This window comes from Acidovorax sp. IB03 (assembly GCF_016406015.1).
GTDB classification, from domain to species: Bacteria; Pseudomonadota; Gammaproteobacteria; order Burkholderiales; family Burkholderiaceae_C; genus Acidovorax; species Acidovorax temperans.
This window is the reverse complement of record NZ_JAEFCH010000011.1, coordinates 1-20165: the sequence shown is the minus strand read 5'-3', so window position 1 is coordinate 20165 and position 20165 is coordinate 1. Positions and strand designations below refer to the sequence as shown.

Here is a 20165-nt window from a genome sequence, read left to right as displayed (position 1 = left end):
AAGCGCTTGCAATGCAAGCGCTTTTTTTATGTTTGCTGTGACGAGAGGGCGGAAGCTTTTTGGTCAGACCTGCATGTTCATGATGTCTGTATAGGCTTGCACCATGCGGTTGCGCACATGCAGAGTCGCTTGGAAGCCAACTTGGGCTTTCTGAATCGCGACCATGGTTTCTTCCAGGCTTACGGAGGGGTTCTCCATCTGGACTTCTCGTTGAAGCGCGGAAGAGTGATTCTGGGCTGCGCTTACCGACTGTAGGGCTCCCTTCAGCGCACTGGAGAAGCCGACTTCATTACCCTCTGCCTGCGGCGTGGCAGCGCGGCGCGCCAGGCCGGCGCCCGACAGGGGGGCGGTGGAACTGGAGATGCGAAGGTCCATGGCAGTGTCCGTAAAGGGATTGAGGTACGCTGTGATCCTATCGAGGGCGCAGCGAGCCATCCTGTGAAATAGATGGACAAATGCGGGGCTTATCGGGTCAACATGGTGTGGCGCTCCCCCCAATAATCGGCCCAACGCTAGGTCTCTGCCGAGCCTCTCACATTGGAAAGCAAGATGTCTGCTGTTGCTGAAGTCCCTGTTACACCTCCTTCTGCGAGCCCCAATTGGCTGCAGCGGTTGTCTGCGCTGGACCGTAGTCAGCGCATGCGCCTGGGTGCTGGCATCGCGTTGTTGGTGGTTGCTGCGGTTGCAGCCATGGTGATGGGCCGTCAGCCTGACTACAAAGTACTTTTCTCCAACCTGAGCGATAAGGATGGTGGAGCCATCGTTGCCCAGTTGTCGCAAATGAACGTGCCTTACAAGCACGCGGATGGGGGCGGGGCAATCCTCATCCCCGCCGAGAGGGTGCACGATGTGCGACTGCGGCTTGCTACGCAGGGCTTACCCCGTGGTTCGGTGACCGGATTTGAGTTGATGGAGACAAACCGGTTTGGGATGACGCAGTTTCAGGAACGGCTCAACTTTCAACGCGGGCTTGAGGGTGAATTGACGCGCTCCATCCAGGCGCTGTCATCAGTGCAAGGGGCGCGGGTGCATCTGGCGCTGCCCAATCAGAACGGTTTTTTCCGGGAGCAGCAAAAACCATCGGCATCGGTTTTGGTGAGTTTGCATCCGGGGCGCATACTGGATCGAGCCCAGTTGGCAGGCATTGTTCACCTGGTTGCCTCCAGCGTCCCAGAGCTTGCCCCTTCGGCGGTCAGTGTGCTGGACGACACAGGCAAGCTGTTGTCGCAGTCTCCCGATGCTGCGGGGGAAGAAGGCATTAATGCTCAACAGCTGTTGTACGTGCAGCAGATCGAGCAGCAGTACGCTCGCCGCATCATGGAGATTTTGGAGCCTGTGGTTGGGCGCAACAATGTCAAGGCCCAGGTCAGCGCAGAGCTGGACTTCAGCCGAACAGAATCGACTTCAGAGCAATTCCGCCCCAACCAGACCCCAGACTCTGGCGCCATTCGTAGCCAGCAGGTGCTTGAGAGCAGCGGTACTGCCAATAAAACTGCAACGGGTGTGCCTGGCGCTGTGGCCAATCAGCCGCCCACTCCGTCTGCTGCGCCTGTCAATGGAGCCAATCCGGCGCCCACAGCGGGTGGGCAACAGGGTGCCGAGGAGAGCACCAGCAAGCGCGAGTCCACCACCAACTACGAAGTGGACAAGACGGTGAAGGTGACCCGTGGTAATAACTGGGCCATCAAGCGCCTGAGTGCTGCTGTGGTTGTCAACTATCAAGCCCTGGCCGAGGAGAAGGGTGGCGCATCGCCCAAGCCGCTTACCCCTGAGCAGATCGAACAGATGACGGGTTTGGTGCGTGAAACCATTGGCTTCAACAAGGAGCGTGGAGATTCCGTGAATCTGATGAATACGCCTTTCCTGACTTCTGAGGCTCCAGCAGCTGCTGTACCACTGTGGAAGCAGCCTGAGACGATTGAGTTGGCTAAAACCTTTGCTTGGCCTTTGGGTGCCGTGTTGTTTGCCGCTTTGGTTCTGCTGGGATTGGTAAGGCCTGCACTGAAGGGCACTGCCAAACCTGCTGAAGCAGTTCCTGTGGCGGGTGGTCAGCTCAGCGCGCTGGAAGCGGATGAGCCAGATCGGCCTGCACTCCCTGCTCCCTCCAAGAAGGATGAGGTTGTGGAGGTCACTCCAGAGCAACTCCGGCTGGAAGAGGCTCGGGTATTGGCCAAGGCCAATCCAGTGGCTGTGGCTAATATCCTGAAAACTTGGGTGCACGGCGATGCCGCTTGAGGCGCCTGTGACTGAATGGATGATGTCTCATGGATGAAGAAGGTCTGAACGACGCGGCGATTCTGCTGATGTCTCTTGGCGAAGAGGAGGCGGCGGAAGTATTCAAGCATCTTTCTCCCAAGGAGGTGCAGAAGCTTGGAGAGACCATCGCGCGCATGAAGTCGGTCTCGCGCGAGAAGGTTGACCGCGTGATTAACCGCTTCTCTGATGCTGCTTCTGCGCAGAGCCTCCTGGTTTCTGACACGGGCGATTACGTGCGTTCTGTGCTCCGCCGTGCCCTTGGCGATGACAAGGCATCGTTGCTGATTGACCGTATCTTGCAGGGCGGAGATGTTTCTGGCATTGAAAGCCTGAAGTGGATGGATCCGTTGTCGGTGGCAGAGCTGCTGCGCAATGAGCACCCACAAATCGTTGCAGCCATTCTTGTACATCTGGATTCCGAGCAGGCCGCAGGCATCCTGCAGCAGTTGTCGGACCGTCAGCGCAGTGAAGTGTTGCTGCGGGTGGCGACGCTGGAAGGTATTCAGCCAACGGCTTTGAAAGATCTGAACGAAGTGCTGTTCAAAGTGCTTGCGGGCGGAGACAAGATCCGCAAGAGCTCTTTGGGCGGTGTCAAGGCTGCCGCAGAAATCATCAATTTGCTGGGCGGCAACATGGATGCTGTGGTGCTCGAGTCCATCCGTGGTTACGACCCCGACCTGGCCCAGAAGATCATGGACAAGATGTTTGTCTTCGAGGACATCCTCAAGCTGGACGACAAATCCATCCAGATCGTGCTCAAGGAAGTCGCTTCCGAAACCCTTATTGTTGCGCTCAAGGGCGCAGTACCGGAGTTGCGCGAAAAATTCCTCTCCAATATGTCTTCCCGCGCTGCCGAGGCCCTACGCGAGGATCTCGAGTCGCGTGGCCCCATGCGTCTCTCGGAAGTGGAAGCACAGCAGAAGGAAATTCTCAAGACAGTGCGTCGTTTGTCGGACGAAGGCCAGATTGTGATTGGCGGTGGTGGTGATGATGCCTTCGTCTAATCATCGTCATTACTCACGCTTCATCCCCAGTGAGGAGGTGGGCGCTGTCACGCAATGGAAATTCGGTGCGGTGGATGGCTCCGACCTGCTGCCACCGGAGCCTGAGCCAGAACCTGTGGCCTTGCCCGAAGAGCCGGTGTTTGATGAGGCGGCGCAGTTAGCCTTGGTTCAACAAGCCTGCGATGACGCTTACGCCAAGGGCTTTGCTCAGGGCCAGGCGGAGACTGCTCTGGAGTGGCAGCGTCGCATGGACGACTATGTCGCCCAGCAAGGCCAGGAATTGGCCCAAAGTCTGCTGTCTGTATCAAGGTCCATGGAGTCCTCCATGGCTGGCATGCAGCAGCAAATGGCTCAGGATGTGTTGGCTCTTGCGTGCGATATTGCTCGTCAGGTCGTTCGGCAGGAGCTCTCTTGCAACCCGCAGGTTCTTTTGCCTGCGGTGCGAGAGGCTGTTTCCATGCTGATTGCAGAAGGTCGCCCTGCCGTGGTGCGGCTCAATCCTGCAGACTTGGCTGCAGTTCAGCAGCCCTTGCAAGCTATGACCGAAAGCGCCTCCGTTCAGTGGCTCCCCGATGCCGCAGTTCCATCGGGAGACTGCTTGGTTGAGTCTGGCGGAACAGTGGTGGATGCATCGGTATCCAAGCGTTGGGAGAGGGCTGTAGCGGCGCTGGGGTTGCAGAGCCCCTGGCAAGAGGCAAAACAAGAGGCCGATAGCCATGGCAATTGAGCCTGCTTCTTCCTGGGAGCGTTTCATGAGTGATGCTCGTGAGCGTGTCCGTGCCGGCGTGCCTCTGGAGACACGCGGGACCTTGACGCGCCTGACGGGCTTGGTATTGGAGGCGGCAGGAATTCGGGTACCCGTGGGCTCGCAGTGCATGGTTCAGATGCCTGGACATACCCCAGTGCTGGCAGAGGTCGTAGGTTTCTCTGCCGACAAGGCATTTTTGATGCCCGCTGGCGACATTCATGGTCTGTCCAGTGGCGCCAGCGTGACGCCTGCCGCGCCCTACATTCCGCCCCCTCGACTAGGGGAGGTCGCCAAGCCTGTAGCACGCGCAGGTGTCTTGCGCTTACCGATGGGCGATGGGTTGCTGGGCCGTGTGGTGGATGCACAGGGGCTTCCGCTGGATCATGGGGGGCCCGTGCAGGATGTGGTGGCGGAACCCATGGATCGTCGTCAGATCAATGCCATGGATCGGGATCCTGTACGGGAGCCTTTGGATACTGGCGTTCGTGCGATCAACGCGTTGTTGACGGTTGGGCGTGGCCAACGTCTGGGCCTGTTTGCGGGCTCTGGGGTTGGCAAGAGCGTATTGCTTGGAATGATGGCCCGTTACACCCGTGCGGATGTGATCGTGGTGGGACTCATTGGCGAGCGGGGGCGCGAGGTCAAGGAGTTTGTCGAAGATATTTTGGGTGAAGATGGTCGTGCCCGCTCTGTCGTGGTTGCTGCCCCCGCTGATGCTCCACCTCTGCTGCGCATGCAAGGAGCAGCCTACGCCACTGCGGTGGCTGAGCATTTCAGGGACAAAGGCAAGCATGTGCTGCTGCTGATGGATTCGCTGACCCGCTACGCCATGGCGCAGCGTGAAATTGCGCTGGCCATTGGCGAGCCGCCAGCCACCAAGGGCTATCCCCCATCTTGTTTTGCCAAGTTGCCTCAGTTGGTCGAGCGCAGTGGCAATGGATTGCATGGAGTGGGATCAATTACAGCGTTTTATACCGTGCTGTCTGAAGGTGACGACCAGCAAGATCCGATTGCAGACTCAGCACGCGCCATTCTCGATGGACACATCGTTTTATCCCGGGCACTCGCAGAGTCAGGCCATTTCCCGGCGATTGATATCGAGCAGTCGGCATCCCGTGTGATGCACAACGTGGTGTCGCGTGAGCATTTCGATCTAGCTCGTCGCTTTCGTGCTGTCTACTCCCGCTATCAGAAAAGTCGTGATCTGGTGCAAGTGGGGGCCTACATGAGCGGCTCTGACCCTGCATTGGACGAAGCCATACGCTTGCAGCCGCAGATGGCGGCATGCCTCCAGCAAGACATGTTTGACGCTGCTTCTATGGATCAGAGCATTGCGGCCATTGCGGCAGTACTTGAGAGTTAGCTTTCAGAAAGAGATACGCGATGTCTGTGCTGAAAGCGTTGATGGTTGCTGTGAGTGTTGCGGAGCGCAAGCGCGATGAGGTGCGCCAAGTTCTCCAAAACGCACAAGCTGCGTGTCAGGCCGCGCAGGGACAGCTGTCTCAGTTGGAAGGCTATGCAGAAGAAATACAAGAGCGTTGGGGTGCGAAAGAGGGCGCGAGCTTTAAGCCGGAGGTGATGTATCACCATCACCAATTCATGGGGCGACTTGGGCACGCAGCTGGATTGCAGTCTGGTGTGGTGGCAGACCATATGCAGCGCATCGAGGCCGCTTCACGCCAAGTGCTGGCCGCCGAATTGCGGCTGGCGAGCCTGCGAAAAGTGTTGGCAGCGCGTCGCAAAGAGATCGAACTGCAGCAAGCGCGGCGTGACCAGAAGCAAACGGACGAGCGCGCGGCGATCAAGTACCACAGTAATGCGATTGGACTTTCGGGTCAGGAGGGTTGAAATGGAACAGTCTCGAGTTGGAAGCTCTCACTCACCACAAGGGGGGAGCGCGCCAGTGCGTGGGAAGACGATGGCCAAACCTTCCGACGAAGCGGCTCAAGAGGCCGCCGGACAAGGGGGTTTTTTGGCGCTGATGGCTGCACTGGAGCAAAGCCCAGAAGCTGATGAACGCTTGGATCTCCAGCCGGAGGACGCTGGCTTAGTGGCTATTCAGGGAACAGACCCTGGGATGCTTATGCAAATGCAAGGAGTAGCGGCAAGTAGCCTTTTGGGCGCTCGGTCACTGTCTACAGAAGGTGGGGGTGCAGGGCTTTCTTGGAATATGGATCTTCCAGATGGCGGTTTGGTTGCTCAAACCACTGCGCTGGACAGGCTTGGCGATGTCAAGGACGGGGACCTCGCTGCATCTGCTCTTAGCCTGGGGAGGCCCGTCGGCACTCGTGCAACTGCGGCGTTGGCGCAGCGAGGTGAGCCTTTGAGTGCAGGTGCAAGCATGCTGATGACCAAAGGGTTGTCAAGTGACTTTGCCAAAACTCTCGCAAGTGCTACAGATGGCTTGTCTGTTGCCTTGGCTACTTCATCGGCGGCTTCACTGCGAGAGGCGGGAGGGCTTTCTGCTGTTGGAGTGCACGCAGCTGGTAGTTCTCCCACTTTCTTGGGATTGATGGAAGGAGAGGACACTTCCGTCCTGAACGGGCAGGTTCTTCCTCTGGTACCTGAACGTGGGAGCGAACCCGCGCGGCTGTCGGATTTGGGTAGTACCGGCGCTGGTAATGAAGGCGCTCAGGATGGGGCTCAAATAGAGGTTCCGTTACCTGCCGGGGAGGCAGCTTCCTTTGACGCGATGGCTCCCTTCGCTGCAGAGGATGCGCTAGCAGAGCAAGTCGCATACTGGGTGAACCAGAAGGTGCAGAGCGCAGAAATGACGGTTTCCAGGGATGGGCAGCCTGTAGAAGTCTCCGTCACGCTCTCGGGCAACGAGGCCCAGGTAGCGTTCCGCAGCGACCAGGAGCAAACAAGGCAACTGCTGGACGCCAGCATGGCGCAATTGAGTGAGATGTTGCGCGGGCAAGGTTTGGTACTGTCAGGTGCAAGCGTGGGAACGTCTGCTCGTGATGGACGCTCCAGTGGTGAGCCGTCTCAGGGACGTACCCCAAAGGCGGGGCAGACCACGGTGGTTGCTGCTGAAGGTATTTCGGTGCGAGCCAATCACATCCAAACTGGGCGCGGTGCGATTGATGTCTTTGTGTGATGGCTTCCTGTAGCTCATCCAGACCGGCGAGTCATGGGCAGATGAGGTGTTGTACAGCCATGTGTTTGGGCTTTTATTCTGGCTATTATCGGTCGCCTGATCATCCGACAATTTAAGTGAGTAGCCTGCCATCGTCTCAACATGCATGGTTGGCTCACCCCACACAGCAAGGAATCGACCCGTGTCTGCCAACGCCCCAGCCGCTCCGGCCAAGGAGAAACCCAAAAGCAAGAAGATGATGATCATCATCATTGTGGTGGTTGCCTTGCTTGTGGTGGCAGGTGGCGCTGCCGCCTGGTTATTGTCTAGCCGCTCTCACCCGAAGGACGAAGAGGTTGAGGAGCCTGTTGCGGCCAAAGAGAGTGCTAAAACGCCCCCGACGTTTCTTCCCATCGAGAATATGGTGGTTAATCTGGCCGACCCAGGGGGAGAACGGTTTGCGCAGATTGGTATCACCCTGGAAGTGGCTGATGCCAAAACTGCGGATTTGGTCAAGCAATACATGCCCTCTATTCGCAGCGGCATCTTGATGCTGGTATCCCAACGCACTTCTGAGGAGCTGCTTCAACGAGAGGGTAAGGAAAAGCTCGCACGTGACATTCATCGCGAAGTGTCCAAACCGTTGGGGTTCAATGTGCCCATTCCCAAGAAGCGTACTCCTGGGGACTCCGAGGATGAAGAAGCGGAGGATCGCGCTGCCCGTATCCGGGCGGAAAAAAATCCTGTGAAACGTGTTCTCTTTTCAAACTTCATCATTCAGTGACACGCCTAGGAGTCATGTATGAGTGATTCATTTCTGTCGCAAGAGGAAGTTGACGCCCTTCTTGAAGGTGTCACTGGTGAAAGCCAGAAATCCGTAGAAGAAGTTGCAGAGGCTGGCTCTGTTCGAAATTACGACATTTCCAGTCAAGAACGTATCGTTCGTGGGCGCATGCCCACGATGGAAATCGTGAACGAACGCTTTGCGCGTAATTTTCGTATTGGGCTTTTCAACTTCATCCGCAGGAGCCCTGAAATTTCCGTCGGAACGGTGGCTGTGCAGCGCTACAGCGCGTTCCTGCGTGAGCTAGCGGTTCCCACAAACTTCAATATTGTTGCTATCAGGCCTTTGCGCGGTAGCGGTTTGATCGTCTGTGAGCCCTCGCTCGTTTTTGGGATCATCGACACGCTATACGGTGGAGTGGGAAAGTTTCAGACTCGTATTGAGGGCCGTGATTTTTCGCCCACGGAACAACGTGTGATCAACCGCTTGGTTGATGTCATTTGCGTCGAATACAAAAAGGCGTGGCATGGTATTTATCCATTGGAATTGGAGTACCAGCGGTCTGAAATGCAGCCGCAGTTTGCCAATATCGCCACGCCCAGTGAGATTGTCGTCTCGACGGCTTTTCAATTGGAAATTGGTGATCTTTCAGGCGCCATCCACGTTTGCATGCCGTACGCAACGCTGGAGCCGATCCGGGATGTGCTTTATTCATCTACCCAAGGTGACTCCATCGAAGTGGATCGCCGTTGGGTTCGAGTGCTAACCCGGGAAATCCAAGCTGCCGAAGTGGTGCTGGTGGCAGAGTTGGCCAAGGCAGATGCCACTGTGGAGCAATTGTTGGCAATGAAGCCCGGAGATTTCATTGAGTTGGATCGTGAGCCTCGCATCAAGGCATCGATTGGCGGTGTTCCTATTTTTGAATGTCAGTATGGGACGCACAACTCGAAATATGCAATTCGCATCGAAGAATGCCTGCGCAATGCGGATATGAGCTGGCTTGGAGAAAAAGATGTCAACTGAAGAAAACAACAATGACAACAATGCCGCCGACGCCGCAGACGATCCGTTTGCGGGGTGGGCCGAAGCGCTTGAGGAACAAAAGCGCGACAACGCACCGGGAGATGCTGAGCAGGGCGGACCGTTGTCTGGTGAACCCGTGCGTCCTTTCTCCAGCAGCAACGATGCCCCGGTCAACGACATCAATATGGTGTTGGACATTCCTGTTCAGCTCTCTGTGGAGTTGGGACGTACCAAAGTCCCCATCAAGTACATCTTGCAGCTCGCACAGGGATCCGTTGTGGAGCTGGACGCTCTCGCCGGTGAGCCCATGGATGTGCTGGTCAACGGGTACTTGATTGCCCAGGGTGAAGTCGTGGTGGTGAATGACAAGTTTGGTATTCGTCTCACCGATGTGGTGACCCCTTCAGAGCGGCTGAGGCGAGCTAGCCGTGGATAGCCCAAATATGGCGCAAACACTGGGCGTGGTGGTTTTGTTCATTGCCGGAATGGCTTGTTTGCCATGGGTAGTGCGCTGGGCTCAGCAGCGTCAAGCATCACGAGGTATTGCTGGGGGAGCGATCACTGCATCCAAAATCGTCTCTACCGTAGCGGTGGGACCTCAGCAGCGAGTTGTGACGCTGGAGGTTGGGCCTGAGCACTCTCGCACCTTACTGGTCTTAGGTGTGACCTCTCAACATATCAACTGCTTATTTTCTACTCCGGTGCCTGCCTCACCGGAGCAGCAGCCCGCATCTTTCGCACAAGAGATGGCTCGCGCATCGATGCCGAAAGAGTCAGATGGCTAATCTGTCCCTCGGTCGTTGTTGGCTTAAAGCCTTGCTGCCGGCTGGGGCCGGAGTCGTCGTCCTGACGGTCGGAGTGTTGTTCAGCTCCGTGGCCGCAGCACAGACGGCAGCAGGAGCCTTACCCGTGTTAATAGGAACGGGCTCAGGTGGTAATAGCTACTCTGTGCCTATTCAGACATTGCTATTTTTCACGGCACTGTCTTTTTTGCCTGCGGTACTTCTGTTGATGACGGGTTTTACCCGTATCGTGATTGTCTTGTCATTGTTGAGGCAGGCTATCGGTACCCAGTCAGCTCCACCAAATCAGGTGATTATTGGTCTATCGCTTTTCTTGACGATGTTTGTGATGGGGCCAACGCTAGATCGTGTCTATCAAGAAGCCTATTTACCTTATACGAACAACACTCTGGGTTTTGAGCAGGCTTTGCAAAAAGCCGAAGCACCCATGCGTGAATTCATGTTGAAGCAAACACGCCAATCAGACTTCGCACTTTTCTCTCGGCTGGCTCGTCTCAATCCAGAGGTGACAGCAGAAACGGCACCCTTGCGCGTTTTAGTACCTGCGTTTGTAACGAGTGAGTTGAAGTCAGCGTTCCAGATTGGATTCATGATCTTCATCCCGTTTTTGGTGATTGATATGGTGGTGTCCAGCATTTTGATGTCACTAGGCATGATGATGCTGTCACCGGTGTTGGTCGCACTCCCATTCAAGCTGATGCTTTTTGTTTTGGCTGACGGATGGAACCTGCTTTTGGGCTCTTTGGCAGCCAGTTTCGTTACTTGATTGAGAGGTTCTGGCATGACATCCCAAATGGTTTTGACCCTCGGGCGAGATGCCTTGACCTTGCTGCTCATGATCTCCATGCCTGTGTTAGGAGTCGTGATGGCGGTTGGTTTGCTCGTCAGCATCTTTCAAGCGGTCACACAAATTCATGAGGCAACGCTGGCGTTTGTGCCCAAGCTGATCGCCGCTATGGTGGTCTTTGCCATCGCCGGGCCGTGGATGATTAGCACCTTGGTGGATTACTTGCGCAGAACGATTGAATCGATTCCTTCTGTGATTGGTTAGCACAAGGATTTCAGGGTCGTGATTACTTTCAACGAGGTACAGTTGATGGCGTGGCTGTCTCCTGTGCTTTGGCCTTTTTTACGCGTTCTGGCTGTTTTTACCGTAGCTCCTATTTTCTCCATGCGCGTGATACCCACGCGGGCGAAGGTCGGCCTGGCTTTTCTGGTTGCAGTGTGCGCGCAAGGGATTCTGCCTGGACAGCCGATTGTCGATGTCAACGGACGTGATGCCATCGGAGTCGTAGTGCAGCAGGTGGTCGTGGGGTTGGCGATCGGCTTCGCCGTGCGACTGGTGTTCTCGTCTGTAGAGTTGGCTGGGGAAATCATTGGCCTCCAGATGGGGCTCAATTTCGCATCATTTTTCGATCCCACCAGCAATGCCCAAGTCAGTGCAGTAGCCCGTTTTTTTGGAAATATTGCAATGTTGTTGTTCATTGCGATCAACGGCCACTTGTTGGTAGTTCTGGCGGTAGTGAAGAGTTTTGAGCGATTTCCCGTGAATGGGAATTTTTTGGCAGCTTTAAATCAGATGCGCTTGTATGAGCTGGGCGCTTCGCTGTTCTCCAGTGCTTTATGGATTGCGCTGCCTATGATTGCGCTACTGCTGTTCGTAAACCTTACCTTGGGCGTTATTTCGCGAGTAGCGCCGCAAATGAACATTTATGCGGTGGGGTTCCCTGTGACGCTGACCGTGGGCATGCTGGGCATCACCGCCACCCTGCCCATGCTGGAGCAGCCCATGCTTACGCTGATGCAGCAGGCCATGGATATTTTTGCAGCCCAACGGTAGTAATCGACAGCACTATCTGGGCCTTGTTACCAAGGTGTTTGTCTTCGATCCAGTGGCGGGTCAGACCAGCTGATTGCGTATGGCATAAACCGTCAACTCAGCATTGTTGGTGAGTTGCAGTTTCTCCAAAACTCTGGCGCGGTAGACGCTCACTGTTTTGGGGCTCAACATAAGCTCCTCCGCGATGTCAGAGAGACGGCGGCCTGAAGCAATTTTGATAAGAGTTTGCAGCTCACGTTCGGATAGTGCTGAATGTGGTGTTTCAAGTGTGGGTTGCGCCACGCTTTCAGCGAGCATTTGGGCTACTTCTGCTGTGAGGTACTTTCGTCCCTGCACCACCGTTCGTACCGCTGCAATGAGTTCCATGGGATCACCCGCTTTGTTAGCGTAGCCTTGCGCTCCAGCCTTGAGGCAGCGCAGTGCATACTGATCTTCCGGGTACATAGAAACTATCAGAACTTTGATCTCGGAATTGGTTTCCTTCAGACTTGCCAAAACCTCGAGCCCGCTGCGCCCTGGCATATTCAGGTCCAAGAGCAAAACGTCGCAGAGTGATGTGCGCAGAACCTCCCGCAACTCAGGATAACTGCCCGCTTCGCCTGTCACAGTAATGTCGTGTGCTTCCATCAATGTATCGCGAATACCCCGACGCAAGACAGCGTGGTCATCACAGAGAACGACGTGAATCACTTTAGAACTCTTCTGTTGAATGAGCCGCAGTGGCTGTGATTGGAACTGTCAGCGTTATGCATGTCCCTTTTCCAGGCTGACTGCTGATGTCTAGCCAGCCTCCCACCGTGCGGGCTCTCTCTTGCAGACCTTTCAACCCGAAAGCTTTGGGCTTCATGCGCATTTCGGGGGACATGCCGCAACCATCGTCTGCAATTTCCAATGTCAAAACGCCTTCGCGATCTGACAGGTCAATCACCACTTTACTGGGACTTGCGTATTTTGCGGCGTTCGTGAGAGCTTCCTGGGTCGTGCGATAAGCCACCAGTTGCACGTCGGAAGTTACTTGCATTTGTTCGTTTGCCACGCGCACCGTTGTTGATGCGCCGGTTCTTCGTTCAAAACCGCTGGCTAGCCAGCGAACCGCCGCGACCAGGCCTTGCTCAAGGATGGGCGGGCGCAAGTTCATCATGATACGTTGGCTGGCTCCGATAGCGTGTTGCAGCATTTCAGACGCAGCCAAGGCATGCTCTTTCATCTCTGGCGTATCAGCATGTCTACCAATCCACGCGATGTCAAATTTGACAGCTGTCAGGGCTCCGCCTATGTCGTCGTGGATTTCCCTTGCAATGCAAGCGCGCTCTTGCTCAATGGAGGTTTGGAGATGTTCTGTCAGTGCAGCCAGTTGTGCTTCCGACTCTGCGAGGCGAGTAACCGCCAATGCACGCTCTTTCTTGGCATGATGAACTTCCAGTGCTCTCGCCGCGACGTGGGGGAGGCGAGCTATGTCATCTTTCAAGAGGTAATCTGAAATCCCCAGCCGCATGGCGTCCACCGCAGCAGCTTCCCCTATCGCCCCTGAAAGCAGCACAAACACGGGAGGATTAGGCAATTGCACAACATGTTGCCATGCATCAAGCGCTGTAAATCCGTTGAGCCGGTAGTCCGCTAGGATGATGTCGATGTGAGTTTGATGTAGCCAATCAAGGAACGCCTCCAGCGAATCAACATGGCGTACCTCCGCCAATGGATACGACTTGACCATGATGCGGCGCACCAAACCTTGGTCGGCGGGCGAGTCTTCGAGGTGTAGTACGCGAAGGCGTTGCTCTGACGCTATCTTGACCATAGGAGGGGTATCATAGGATACATTTTGGAACAAACAAGGGTGTTTGTCCGGTTGAGAGGGTTAGTGGGCGAGCGTCCAATGGTTCGCGGGTAATTGGGTTTACTCTGTGTAAATCTCAAATCAACGCAGGCTTCTGTGATGGTACGAGTGCTTTGCTGCTGATTTTTGCGATGGAGAGACGATGCAATCTACGCTAACAACGCCTGATGGACCAGGGGTTCAAGTCCCTGTCATGGTGGCTGCCGAACTGCAAGACTCTTTGCTGGTGGTGATGCACGATCTGCACCGATTGGAGGGATTGCTTAGTCATGCAACAGACAACTTGCTCGAAAGATTTGGCGAGGCCAATGCTGTTTTGACAGATTCTTTTGTTGCTGATTCGCCGGAGCTGCTTGCTGCAAGAAATGCGCTGCGTAGTGCGGTCACAGAATTGCAGTTTCAGGACATGGCATCTCAGTTGATCTGGCACACCACCAAAGTGCTGCAGGGCTGTGCCTTTCGGTTGGCTTCGGAGGCCATGGGACATGAAGAGGGTGAGGAGGCTGCCCCGTTCGCTGAAATGGCCCCTGATAGACCCAACCCTGTAACTCAAAGCGAAATGGATGCTGGTTCCGTCGATTTATTTTGATCGTTACGTGATTGGCTAATCTAAATATTCAAGTCAGTTGGAGCCTTACATGCAATCAATACTTGCCGTTGATGATTCACCATCCATGCGAAAAATGGTGTCCTTCACCTTAACTGGTGCGGGTTATCACGTGGTGGAGGCGGTGGACGGGCAAGATGCCCTTGAAAAGGCGGAAACCCATGACATCCATTTGGTTTTGGCAGATCAGAACATGCCTCGCTTGGATGGGATTGGGCTTACGCGCAAACTGCGCGAACACCCCAAATTCAAAACTATCCCGATTTTGATCTTGACGACTGAGTCCAGCGATCAGATGAGGCAGGCGGGGCGTTCTGCTGGTGCGACTGGGTGGCTGGTGAAGCCTTTTGACCCCAATAGGTTAATTGAGGTTATTCAGAAGGTAATCCGTTAACACGGCTTCAAATCACAGCTACCAATTAGGAGCCAACTATGGCAGAAAATTACCAAGAAGGATCTGGATCAGGCGCTGATTTTGATCTGAGTCAGTTTTACCAAATCTTCTTCGAAGAGGCGGGTGAAAATCTTGATCAGATGGAGCAAATGCTCCTGAATTTAGATTTCAGTAATGCTAACGATGAGGAACTCAACGGAATTTTCCGCTGTGCTCATTCCATCAAGGGCGGTGCTGCGACCTTTGGGTTTTCTGATGTAGCGGAGCTAACCCATCAGATGGAATCCTTGTTGGACAAACTGCGTCGGCACGAGTTGCAACCTATTCCAGAAATGGTTGATGTTTTGCTTGAGTCCGCAGATGCATCACGGAGCTTGCTTGCCCGCCATCAAGCAGGAGGCCAGGGAGAGGCAGTTTCTACGACTGCTTTGGTGAAGCGAATCAGTGATCTGGCTGCAGGACTTCTACCAACCGATATGGAGGTTGCTCCAGTGCGCGCACAGGATGCGCCAGTACCCGTGAACCCTGAGCCGTCTCCTGTTTCAGTAGCTGCAGCACCCGCGTTGGCCCCTCACGTGCCTGGCCAGTTGCGGCAGCTGGAAATTCATGTGGGTCCACTAGATCGCACAGAGCAAGCAGACGCTATCAAGGATCTGTTCCGTGATATCGCGGGCTTGGGCACGATCCAAGACATACCCGCTTCGATCCCCGGTATGCGCGTATTTGCAGTAGAAACAACCTCTTCTACTGATGATTTGCTGGATTTGTTCGCATTCCATGTGTCCAAGGACCAAGTCCGCTTCGTTGACGCAGCGAAAGTTGGAGCGTCTCCAATTGATGGTGCTTCGGAAGTGGCTTATGGCTTCTTCAGCGACGCGCCCGGAGCCCCCGCTCCGCTGCCTCCACGTGCGCCCTCTGCGGAAGGCGTTCCACAAGTAAAAACTGCTGTAGTGACGAAGGCGGTTGAACCTAAGGTTTCCACACAAGCCCAGATGGAGTCCACCACTATTCGCGTTGCAGTGAATAAAGTGGATCAGCTCATTAATTTGGTCGGTGAATTGGTGATTACCCAAGCGATGTTGGCTCAAAATAGCCGTGGTTTGGATGCTGGTGCGTACCAGCAGTTACTGGCGGGACTGGCGGATTTGGATCGAAACACTCGAGATTTGCAAGAATCCGTGATGTCCATCCGGATGATTCCTATGTCGATAGTCTTCAGCCGTTTTCCTCGTATGTTACGGGACTTGGCAAACAAGCTAGGCAAGAAGGTAGAGCTTGTCACTCTTGGTGAGGCGACTGAGTTGGATAAAGGACTGGTTGAAAAGATTACTGACCCTCTTACCCATTTGGTCCGCAATAGCTGTGACCACGGGATTGAGCTACCTGCAGAACGCTTGGCAAAGGGGAAATCTGAGCACGGAACTATCACGCTGTCTGCTTCCCATCAAGGGGGCTCTATTGTGATTGACGTACGTGATGATGGCAAAGGACTGTCACGCGAAAAGATACTCAAGAAGGCCTTGGAGAGGGGAATGGATGTATCCGAGCAGATGCCTGACTCTGAAGTGTGGCAGCTCATTTTCGCTCCTGGATTTTCGACGGCAGATGAAGTCACTGACGTATCTGGCCGTGGTGTCGGAATGGATGTGGTTAAACGAAATATTGCTGCATTGAATGGATCGGTGGAGATTGATTCGGCGGAAGGTTATGGGATGAAGGTCTCGGTGCGCCTGCCACTGACCCTTGCAATCATGGATGGTATGTCAGTCGGAGTGGGAGAGGAAGTCTACATACTGCCACTTTCGTCCGTGGTGGAGTCATTCCAAGTGAATCCGGATGACGTTAGTACGGTTGCTCAAGGATCGCAGCTTGTGAAAGTTCGTGACGAATACATGCCTGTGATAGCTTTGGAGAAGATATTCCAAGTCCCTAGATTCGATTTGAATAAAACTAGCAACATTATGGTGGTTGTTGAGGCGGATGGAAGCCGTGTTGCTCTGCTGGTGGATGAGTTATTGGGGCAGCACCAAGTGGTTGTTAAAAACTTGGAATCGAATTACCGCAAAGTTCCGAATGTCTCGGGTGCAACAATATTGGGTGATGGCACTGTTGCGTTGATCTTGGATATTGGTGGGCTAGTTCGCCGTGCTAGGCATTGAGGGGATTTGATTGAAATATCTGGTCCTGAGGAGTATTTATGAGTCTCGTTGCTAAAATTTCTGAAAACGTGCATGTTGGTGCTCGCGAATATCTGACCTTTAGATTGGATCAGGAGGAGTATGGCATTGACATACTCAAGGTGCAAGAAATACGAGGGTATGAGCAGCCAACCCGTATTGCAAACGCACCTGCTTTTATAAAGGGTGTCGTGAATTTGCGCGGAACTATCGTTCCTATCGTGGATATGCGGCTTAAATTTAATTGTGCTCAGGCGGATTACAATAGTTTTACGGTTGTAATAATTTTAAATTTGCGTGACCGTGTTGTTGGAATCGTAGTTGACTCTGTCAGTGATGTGATGGAGTTGTCCGCTGAAAATATTCGATCTGCCCCTGATGTTGAGAGTGCAATTGATAATGGATGTATTCTTGGATTGGGATCTGTTGGGGAGAGAATGCTGATCCTGCTTGATATCGAAAAATTAATGTCGAACGCGGATATGGGTTTGGCCGCAAATGATGAGTGAACCATAAGCTTCTGCTGCGTGGCATAGGATGCATGAGTCAATAGGTTGGCCACAGATTCTTTGAATTTGAGCATTGGTAGATTTTCTATTTGGATGAACTCATGTCCCAAGCCACTCATTCCATAAAAATTAACCGCTCTTCTTCGCATCGCTCAGAGATGGATGCGAACGTAATCGCACCTACGGGGCCTCTTGCGCAAGGTAGAGAGTTTGTTTGGACAAACGCAGATTTCGCAAGAGTTCAAGGCCTTATTTACAAGCGTGCTGGAATCAGCTTACATGATGGTAAGCACGCCATGGTGTACAGCCGACTCTCCCGCAGACTCCGGGAAACAGGTCACGACAGCTTCAGCGACTATCTCAGTTGGCTTGAATCTAATGACGGACCTGAGTGGCAAGAGTTTGTCAATGCATTGACAACCAATCTGACTGCTTTTTTCCGCGAGCAGCATCACTTCGAAATATTCGCGTCTCACCTGCGTAGCAAGCCGTCGGGAACTTCCTGGAAGGTATGGTGCAATGCCGCTTCTACGGGTGAGGAGCCCTATTCAATAGTGATGACTGCATGTGAGGCTTTAGGGAACAATCCCCCTTTCAAACTGATAGCTAGTGATATTGACTCCAAAGTCCTAGCTACAGCCGGAAATGGTGTTTACAGAATAGATAGTATGAAGGGGATGAGCCAGGAAAGACTACAGAGGTTTTTCTTGAAAGGTAAGGCTTCTAATGCAGGGATGGTGCGAGTTAAGCCTGAATTAAGGCGTTTAATTGACTTTATGAGTGTCAATTTAATTCGAGACGACTGGCCATTCAAGGAGCCCTTCGATGTGGTTTTTTGTCGAAATGTAATGATTTATTTCGATGCCGCAACTCAGAGAAGAGTGTTGGAAAAAATTCATCGAGTCCTTAAGCCTGGAGGGCTTCTATTTGTGGGACATGCGGAAAATTTTAGCGAGTCTAAAGACCTGTTTGTCCTGCGCGGAAAAACGGTTTACGAGCGGCGCTGACTCTGTTTGGTGAGACTACTCTCAAACTGTCCCATGACCAATAATCGATTAAGCACATCCTCTTCTGCTTCTAGTGGTGCTGGGGCAGGTCTAGAGCGGCGTCGTGCACCCAGAATAGCACCCCTTAGTTCTGATGTGTATTCCTCCTCTGTGATGAGTGTGAAAAATTCTTCTCTAGAGGAATTGAAAGCTCGTCCAAGGCGCCCTGGAGAGGCTTCATTTTTTTATCTTGATCACCATTTTCAGCATAACACGGTAAAAGTATTACCTGGTGAATACTTCGTGTCAGCTGAGAACTTGGTTATTATGACTGTTTTGGGTTCTTGTATCGCGGCATGTCTGTGGGATAGTCGATCCCGTGTCGGAGGTATGAATCACTTCATGTTGCCCGATGGTGATATGGCAGATGCCTCAGGGCGATATGGCTCTTATGCGATGGAGGTTTTAATTAACGAAATGCTGAAGCTTGGAGCTCGGCGTGAAACAATGCAGGCAAAGATATTTGGTGGTGCGCAAGTTATGCATAATTTCACCACGATGAATGTGGGTGAAAGAAACACAAATTTTGTGCTCAATTATCTTCATACTGAGAGAATCCCCATCGTGTCAGAGGATGTGCTGGATATTTATCCGCGGAAGGTTGTGTTTTTTCCAGTCACAGGAAAAGCAATGGTCAAGCGACTGGCCCATGCGCACCCAGATGTTGCACAAGAAGTGCGGGGTAATGCTGTACTCGTCGCGAAAAGTAATTCTGGTGGATCGGTGGATTTGTTTTGATTGAGGGTTGGTTCGATGAGTAAAAAAATTCGGGTGGTAGTGGTCGATGACTCTGCCTTGGTGCGTAGTTTGCTCGCCGAAATCATCAATCGCCAAAGGGACATGGAGTGCATAGGGACAGCGAATGATCCCTTGATTGCCAGAGAAATGATTCGGGAGCTCAATCCAGACGTCATCACGCTGGATGTTGAGATGCCGCGGATGGATGGCATTGATTTTTTGGGCCGTCTGATGCGTCTGCGCCCTATGCCAGTTGTCATGATTTCGACTCTCACCGAGCGTGGAGCCGAGGTCACTATGAAGGCGCTCGAACTGGGGGCGATTGATTTCGTGGCAAAGCCTAGGGTGGGTTTGGCAAGTGGGTTGAACGATCTTGCGGAGCAGATCGTAGACAAAATTCGTATTGCCGCCGTGGCTCATGTGCGCAGGGGCGCTGTTCGAGATATCCCGGTTGCTGTTGCTCCGTTGCATCCCGTGGGTGCCTCCGTTACATCTGCATCTCCCGGAGGCTTGCTCGGGCGCCTTTCAACCGAGAAACTGATTTGTATCGGTGCGTCTACCGGAGGTACTGAGGCAATCAAAGAAGTCTTGGTTCAGATGCCAGCTGACTCGCCCGCCATTGTTATCACCCAGCATATGCCTCCAGGGTTCACGACGAGCTTCGCCGCCAGGCTCAATGGTCTGTGTCAGATTACGGTCAAAGAAGCGGTAAATGGAGAACGAATCCTCCCAGGTCATGCCTATATTGCTCCCGGGGGAAAGCAATTTCATGTTGCTCGCAGTGGCGCGAACTATGTTGCCGTGGTGGACGACGGCCCTGCAGTCAATAGGCACAAGCCTTCTGTTGAGGTACTCTTTAAGTCCGCTGCAGCGGTGGTGGGGCGAAACGCATTTGGCATCATGCTGACCGGTATGGGCAATGACGGCGCAGCGGCCATGCGTGAAATGAAGGACGCTGGTAGCTATAACTATGTACAAGACGAAGCCAGTTGCATCGTCTTCGGCATGCCCAGAGAGGCGATTGCACATGGCGCGGCTGACGAAGTCTTACCCTTGAGTCAAATTGCGGGTGCGCTGCTCGCTCGGCTGCGTGGCTCACCAGACCGGGTGCTGCATCGTATTTGAATTGCTGCCTCGTCAGTTGGCTGTGAGGGTTGTTGATGTGGGTGGCTCTATCTAGTACTTTTGCGCGATAGTTCGTCTGGCGCTTCTTCTGTTGCCAATTCCGCATTCGCAAAATGCATCTGATGTTTGCATTCCTCTCAAAATCTCTGCTATGATCGAAGGCTTCGCTGCACAGAGGGCATGTTTCTAGGTGCG

General features: G+C 53.6%; 23 protein-coding genes. 20 read left to right on the top strand and 3 right to left on the bottom strand.

Annotation, left to right across the window (positions count from 1 at the left end):
- Positions 1–63: 63 nt before the first annotated feature.
- Positions 64–375 carry a flagellar hook-basal body complex protein FliE gene (fliE, locus tag IHV84_RS08510; RefSeq protein ID WP_198846538.1) on the bottom strand — a complete coding sequence of 104 codons (312 nt, stop codon included), beginning with the start codon at positions 373–375 and terminating at the stop codon, positions 64–66.
- A 174-nt stretch (positions 376–549) separates the two neighbouring features.
- Here fliE and fliF point away from each other — a divergent pair, with 174 nt between their 5' ends.
- From fliF to fliR, 13 genes are all read left to right on the top strand, one after another.
- Positions 550–2235, top strand: a complete 1686-nt coding sequence (fliF, locus tag IHV84_RS08505) for a flagellar basal-body MS-ring/collar protein FliF (protein WP_198846610.1) — start codon at positions 550–552, stop codon at positions 2233–2235.
- A gap of 29 nt (positions 2236–2264) precedes the next feature.
- Complete coding sequence (fliG, locus tag IHV84_RS08500) at positions 2265–3260, top strand: flagellar motor switch protein FliG (protein WP_044402246.1); 996 nt, start codon at positions 2265–2267, stop codon at positions 3258–3260.
- Positions 3244–3987, top strand: coding sequence for a flagellar assembly protein FliH (locus tag IHV84_RS08495; RefSeq protein ID WP_198846609.1), 744 nt, complete (start codon positions 3244–3246; stop codon positions 3985–3987). The genes fliG and IHV84_RS08495 overlap by 17 nt, the downstream gene beginning before the upstream one ends.
- The gene (gene fliI, locus IHV84_RS08490) at positions 3977–5371 is read left to right on the top strand and encodes a flagellar protein export ATPase FliI (RefSeq protein ID WP_198846537.1); all 1395 of its coding nucleotides are present in this window, start codon (positions 3977–3979) and stop codon (positions 5369–5371) included. The genes IHV84_RS08495 and fliI overlap by 11 nt, the downstream gene beginning before the upstream one ends.
- 20 nt (positions 5372–5391) lie before the next feature.
- Positions 5392–5856 (top strand): flagellar export protein FliJ, encoded by a 465-nt coding sequence (fliJ, locus tag IHV84_RS08485; RefSeq protein ID WP_066782565.1) that lies wholly within the window; start codon positions 5392–5394, stop codon positions 5854–5856.
- Positions 5857–5926: 70 nt separating this feature from the next.
- Positions 5927–7108, top strand: coding sequence for a flagellar hook-length control protein FliK (locus tag IHV84_RS20375; protein WP_233099908.1), 1182 nt, complete (start codon positions 5927–5929; stop codon positions 7106–7108).
- Between the two features lie 181 nt (positions 7109–7289).
- Positions 7290–7871: a flagellar basal body-associated protein FliL gene (gene fliL, locus IHV84_RS08475; RefSeq protein ID WP_240485387.1), complete on the top strand. Its 582-nt coding sequence runs from the start codon at positions 7290–7292 to the stop codon at positions 7869–7871.
- A gap of 18 nt (positions 7872–7889) precedes the next feature.
- On the top strand, positions 7890–8894 hold the full coding sequence (fliM, locus tag IHV84_RS08470; protein ID WP_044402257.1) for a flagellar motor switch protein FliM: 1005 nt from the start codon (positions 7890–7892) through the stop codon (positions 8892–8894).
- Entirely contained in the window at positions 8884–9330 is a 447-nt protein-coding gene (gene fliN / locus IHV84_RS08465; protein WP_066696581.1) for a flagellar motor switch protein FliN, read from the top strand. The genes fliM and fliN overlap by 11 nt, the downstream gene beginning before the upstream one ends.
- A gap of 7 nt (positions 9331–9337) precedes the next feature.
- A complete protein-coding gene (locus IHV84_RS08460; protein ID WP_082758813.1) occupies positions 9338–9679 on the top strand; it encodes a flagellar biosynthetic protein FliO in 342 nt (113 codons plus the stop codon).
- Positions 9672–10463: a flagellar type III secretion system pore protein FliP gene (fliP, locus tag IHV84_RS08455; protein ID WP_233099907.1), complete on the top strand. Its 792-nt coding sequence runs from the start codon at positions 9672–9674 to the stop codon at positions 10461–10463. The genes IHV84_RS08460 and fliP overlap by 8 nt, the downstream gene beginning before the upstream one ends.
- Before the next feature lie 15 nt (positions 10464–10478).
- Complete coding sequence (gene fliQ / locus IHV84_RS08450) at positions 10479–10748, top strand: flagellar biosynthesis protein FliQ (RefSeq protein ID WP_198846536.1); 270 nt, start codon at positions 10479–10481, stop codon at positions 10746–10748.
- An 18-nt stretch (positions 10749–10766) separates the two neighbouring features.
- Positions 10767–11537, top strand: a complete 771-nt coding sequence (gene fliR, locus IHV84_RS08445) for a flagellar biosynthetic protein FliR (protein WP_198846535.1) — start codon at positions 10767–10769, stop codon at positions 11535–11537.
- Positions 11538–11597: 60 nt separating this feature from the next.
- Here fliR and IHV84_RS08440 read toward each other — a convergent pair whose 3' ends face one another.
- Entirely contained in the window at positions 11598–12227 is a 630-nt protein-coding gene (locus IHV84_RS08440; protein ID WP_198846534.1) for a response regulator transcription factor, read from the bottom strand.
- Between the two features lies 1 nt (position 12228).
- Positions 12229–13335, bottom strand: a complete 1107-nt coding sequence (locus IHV84_RS08435) for an ATP-binding protein (RefSeq protein ID WP_198846533.1) — start codon at positions 13333–13335, stop codon at positions 12229–12231.
- Positions 13336–13516: 181 nt separating this feature from the next.
- On the opposite strand from IHV84_RS08435, the gene IHV84_RS08430 reads away from it, so the two are divergent.
- The 7 genes from IHV84_RS08430 to IHV84_RS08400 all read left to right on the top strand — a co-directional run bounded on the left by IHV84_RS08430 (position 13517) and on the right by IHV84_RS08400 (position 19970).
- Positions 13517–13963, top strand: coding sequence for a hypothetical protein (locus IHV84_RS08430; RefSeq protein ID WP_044402273.1), 447 nt, complete (start codon positions 13517–13519; stop codon positions 13961–13963).
- Between the two features lie 49 nt (positions 13964–14012).
- The gene (locus IHV84_RS08425; protein ID WP_198846532.1) at positions 14013–14375 is read left to right on the top strand and encodes a response regulator; all 363 of its coding nucleotides are present in this window, start codon (positions 14013–14015) and stop codon (positions 14373–14375) included.
- A gap of 38 nt (positions 14376–14413) precedes the next feature.
- Positions 14414–16534, top strand: coding sequence for a chemotaxis protein CheW (locus IHV84_RS08420; RefSeq protein ID WP_198846531.1), 2121 nt, complete (start codon positions 14414–14416; stop codon positions 16532–16534).
- 38 nt (positions 16535–16572) lie between these two features.
- The gene (locus tag IHV84_RS08415) at positions 16573–17061 is read left to right on the top strand and encodes a chemotaxis protein CheW (protein WP_066696544.1); all 489 of its coding nucleotides are present in this window, start codon (positions 16573–16575) and stop codon (positions 17059–17061) included.
- Between the two features lie 158 nt (positions 17062–17219).
- Positions 17220–18068, top strand: a complete 849-nt coding sequence (locus IHV84_RS08410; protein WP_142084074.1) for a CheR family methyltransferase — start codon at positions 17220–17222, stop codon at positions 18066–18068.
- Positions 18069–18101: 33 nt separating this feature from the next.
- On the top strand, positions 18102–18845 hold the full coding sequence (gene cheD / locus IHV84_RS08405; protein ID WP_198846530.1) for a chemoreceptor glutamine deamidase CheD: 744 nt from the start codon (positions 18102–18104) through the stop codon (positions 18843–18845).
- A gap of 15 nt (positions 18846–18860) precedes the next feature.
- Positions 18861–19970, top strand: coding sequence for a chemotaxis response regulator protein-glutamate methylesterase (locus IHV84_RS08400; RefSeq protein WP_066696542.1), 1110 nt, complete (start codon positions 18861–18863; stop codon positions 19968–19970).
- The last annotated feature ends 195 nt before the right edge of the window (positions 19971–20165 follow it).

Excerpts from the sequence above, each read along its gene's own strand:
- fliJ (WP_066782565.1), top strand. The coding sequence starts at position 5,392 with ATGTCTGTGCTGAAAGCGTTGATGGTTGCTGTGAGTGTTGCGGAGCGC.
- fliP (WP_233099907.1), top strand. The coding sequence starts at position 9,672 with ATGGCTAATCTGTCCCTCGGTCGTTGTTGGCTTAAAGCCTTGCTGCCG.
- IHV84_RS08415 (WP_066696544.1), top strand. The coding sequence starts at position 16,573 with ATGAGTCTCGTTGCTAAAATTTCTGAAAACGTGCATGTTGGTGCTCGC.
- IHV84_RS08420 (WP_198846531.1), top strand. The coding sequence starts at position 14,414 with ATGGCAGAAAATTACCAAGAAGGATCTGGATCAGGCGCTGATTTTGAT.
- IHV84_RS20375 (WP_233099908.1), top strand. The coding sequence starts at position 5,927 with ATGGCCAAACCTTCCGACGAAGCGGCTCAAGAGGCCGCCGGACAAGGG.
- fliM (WP_044402257.1), top strand. The coding sequence starts at position 7,890 with ATGAGTGATTCATTTCTGTCGCAAGAGGAAGTTGACGCCCTTCTTGAA.
- cheD (WP_198846530.1), top strand. The coding sequence starts at position 18,102 with ATGACCAATAATCGATTAAGCACATCCTCTTCTGCTTCTAGTGGTGCT.
- IHV84_RS08430 (WP_044402273.1), top strand. The coding sequence starts at position 13,517 with ATGCAATCTACGCTAACAACGCCTGATGGACCAGGGGTTCAAGTCCCT.
- fliG (WP_044402246.1), top strand. The coding sequence starts at position 2,265 with ATGGATGAAGAAGGTCTGAACGACGCGGCGATTCTGCTGATGTCTCTT.
- IHV84_RS08425 (WP_198846532.1), top strand. The coding sequence starts at position 14,013 with ATGCAATCAATACTTGCCGTTGATGATTCACCATCCATGCGAAAAATG.
- fliQ (WP_198846536.1), top strand. The coding sequence starts at position 10,479 with ATGACATCCCAAATGGTTTTGACCCTCGGGCGAGATGCCTTGACCTTG.
- IHV84_RS08410 (WP_142084074.1), top strand. The coding sequence starts at position 17,220 with ATGGATGCGAACGTAATCGCACCTACGGGGCCTCTTGCGCAAGGTAGA.
- fliE (WP_198846538.1), bottom strand. The coding sequence starts at position 375 with ATGGACCTTCGCATCTCCAGTTCCACCGCCCCCCTGTCGGGCGCCGGC.
- IHV84_RS08460 (WP_082758813.1), top strand. The coding sequence starts at position 9,338 with ATGGCGCAAACACTGGGCGTGGTGGTTTTGTTCATTGCCGGAATGGCT.
- IHV84_RS08435 (WP_198846533.1), bottom strand. The coding sequence starts at position 13,335 with ATGGTCAAGATAGCGTCAGAGCAACGCCTTCGCGTACTACACCTCGAA.
- fliN (WP_066696581.1), top strand. The coding sequence starts at position 8,884 with ATGTCAACTGAAGAAAACAACAATGACAACAATGCCGCCGACGCCGCA.
- IHV84_RS08400 (WP_066696542.1), top strand. The coding sequence starts at position 18,861 with ATGAGTAAAAAAATTCGGGTGGTAGTGGTCGATGACTCTGCCTTGGTG.
- fliI (WP_198846537.1), top strand. The coding sequence starts at position 3,977 with ATGGCAATTGAGCCTGCTTCTTCCTGGGAGCGTTTCATGAGTGATGCT.
- IHV84_RS08495 (WP_198846609.1), top strand. The coding sequence starts at position 3,244 with ATGATGCCTTCGTCTAATCATCGTCATTACTCACGCTTCATCCCCAGT.
- fliF (WP_198846610.1), top strand. The coding sequence starts at position 550 with ATGTCTGCTGTTGCTGAAGTCCCTGTTACACCTCCTTCTGCGAGCCCC.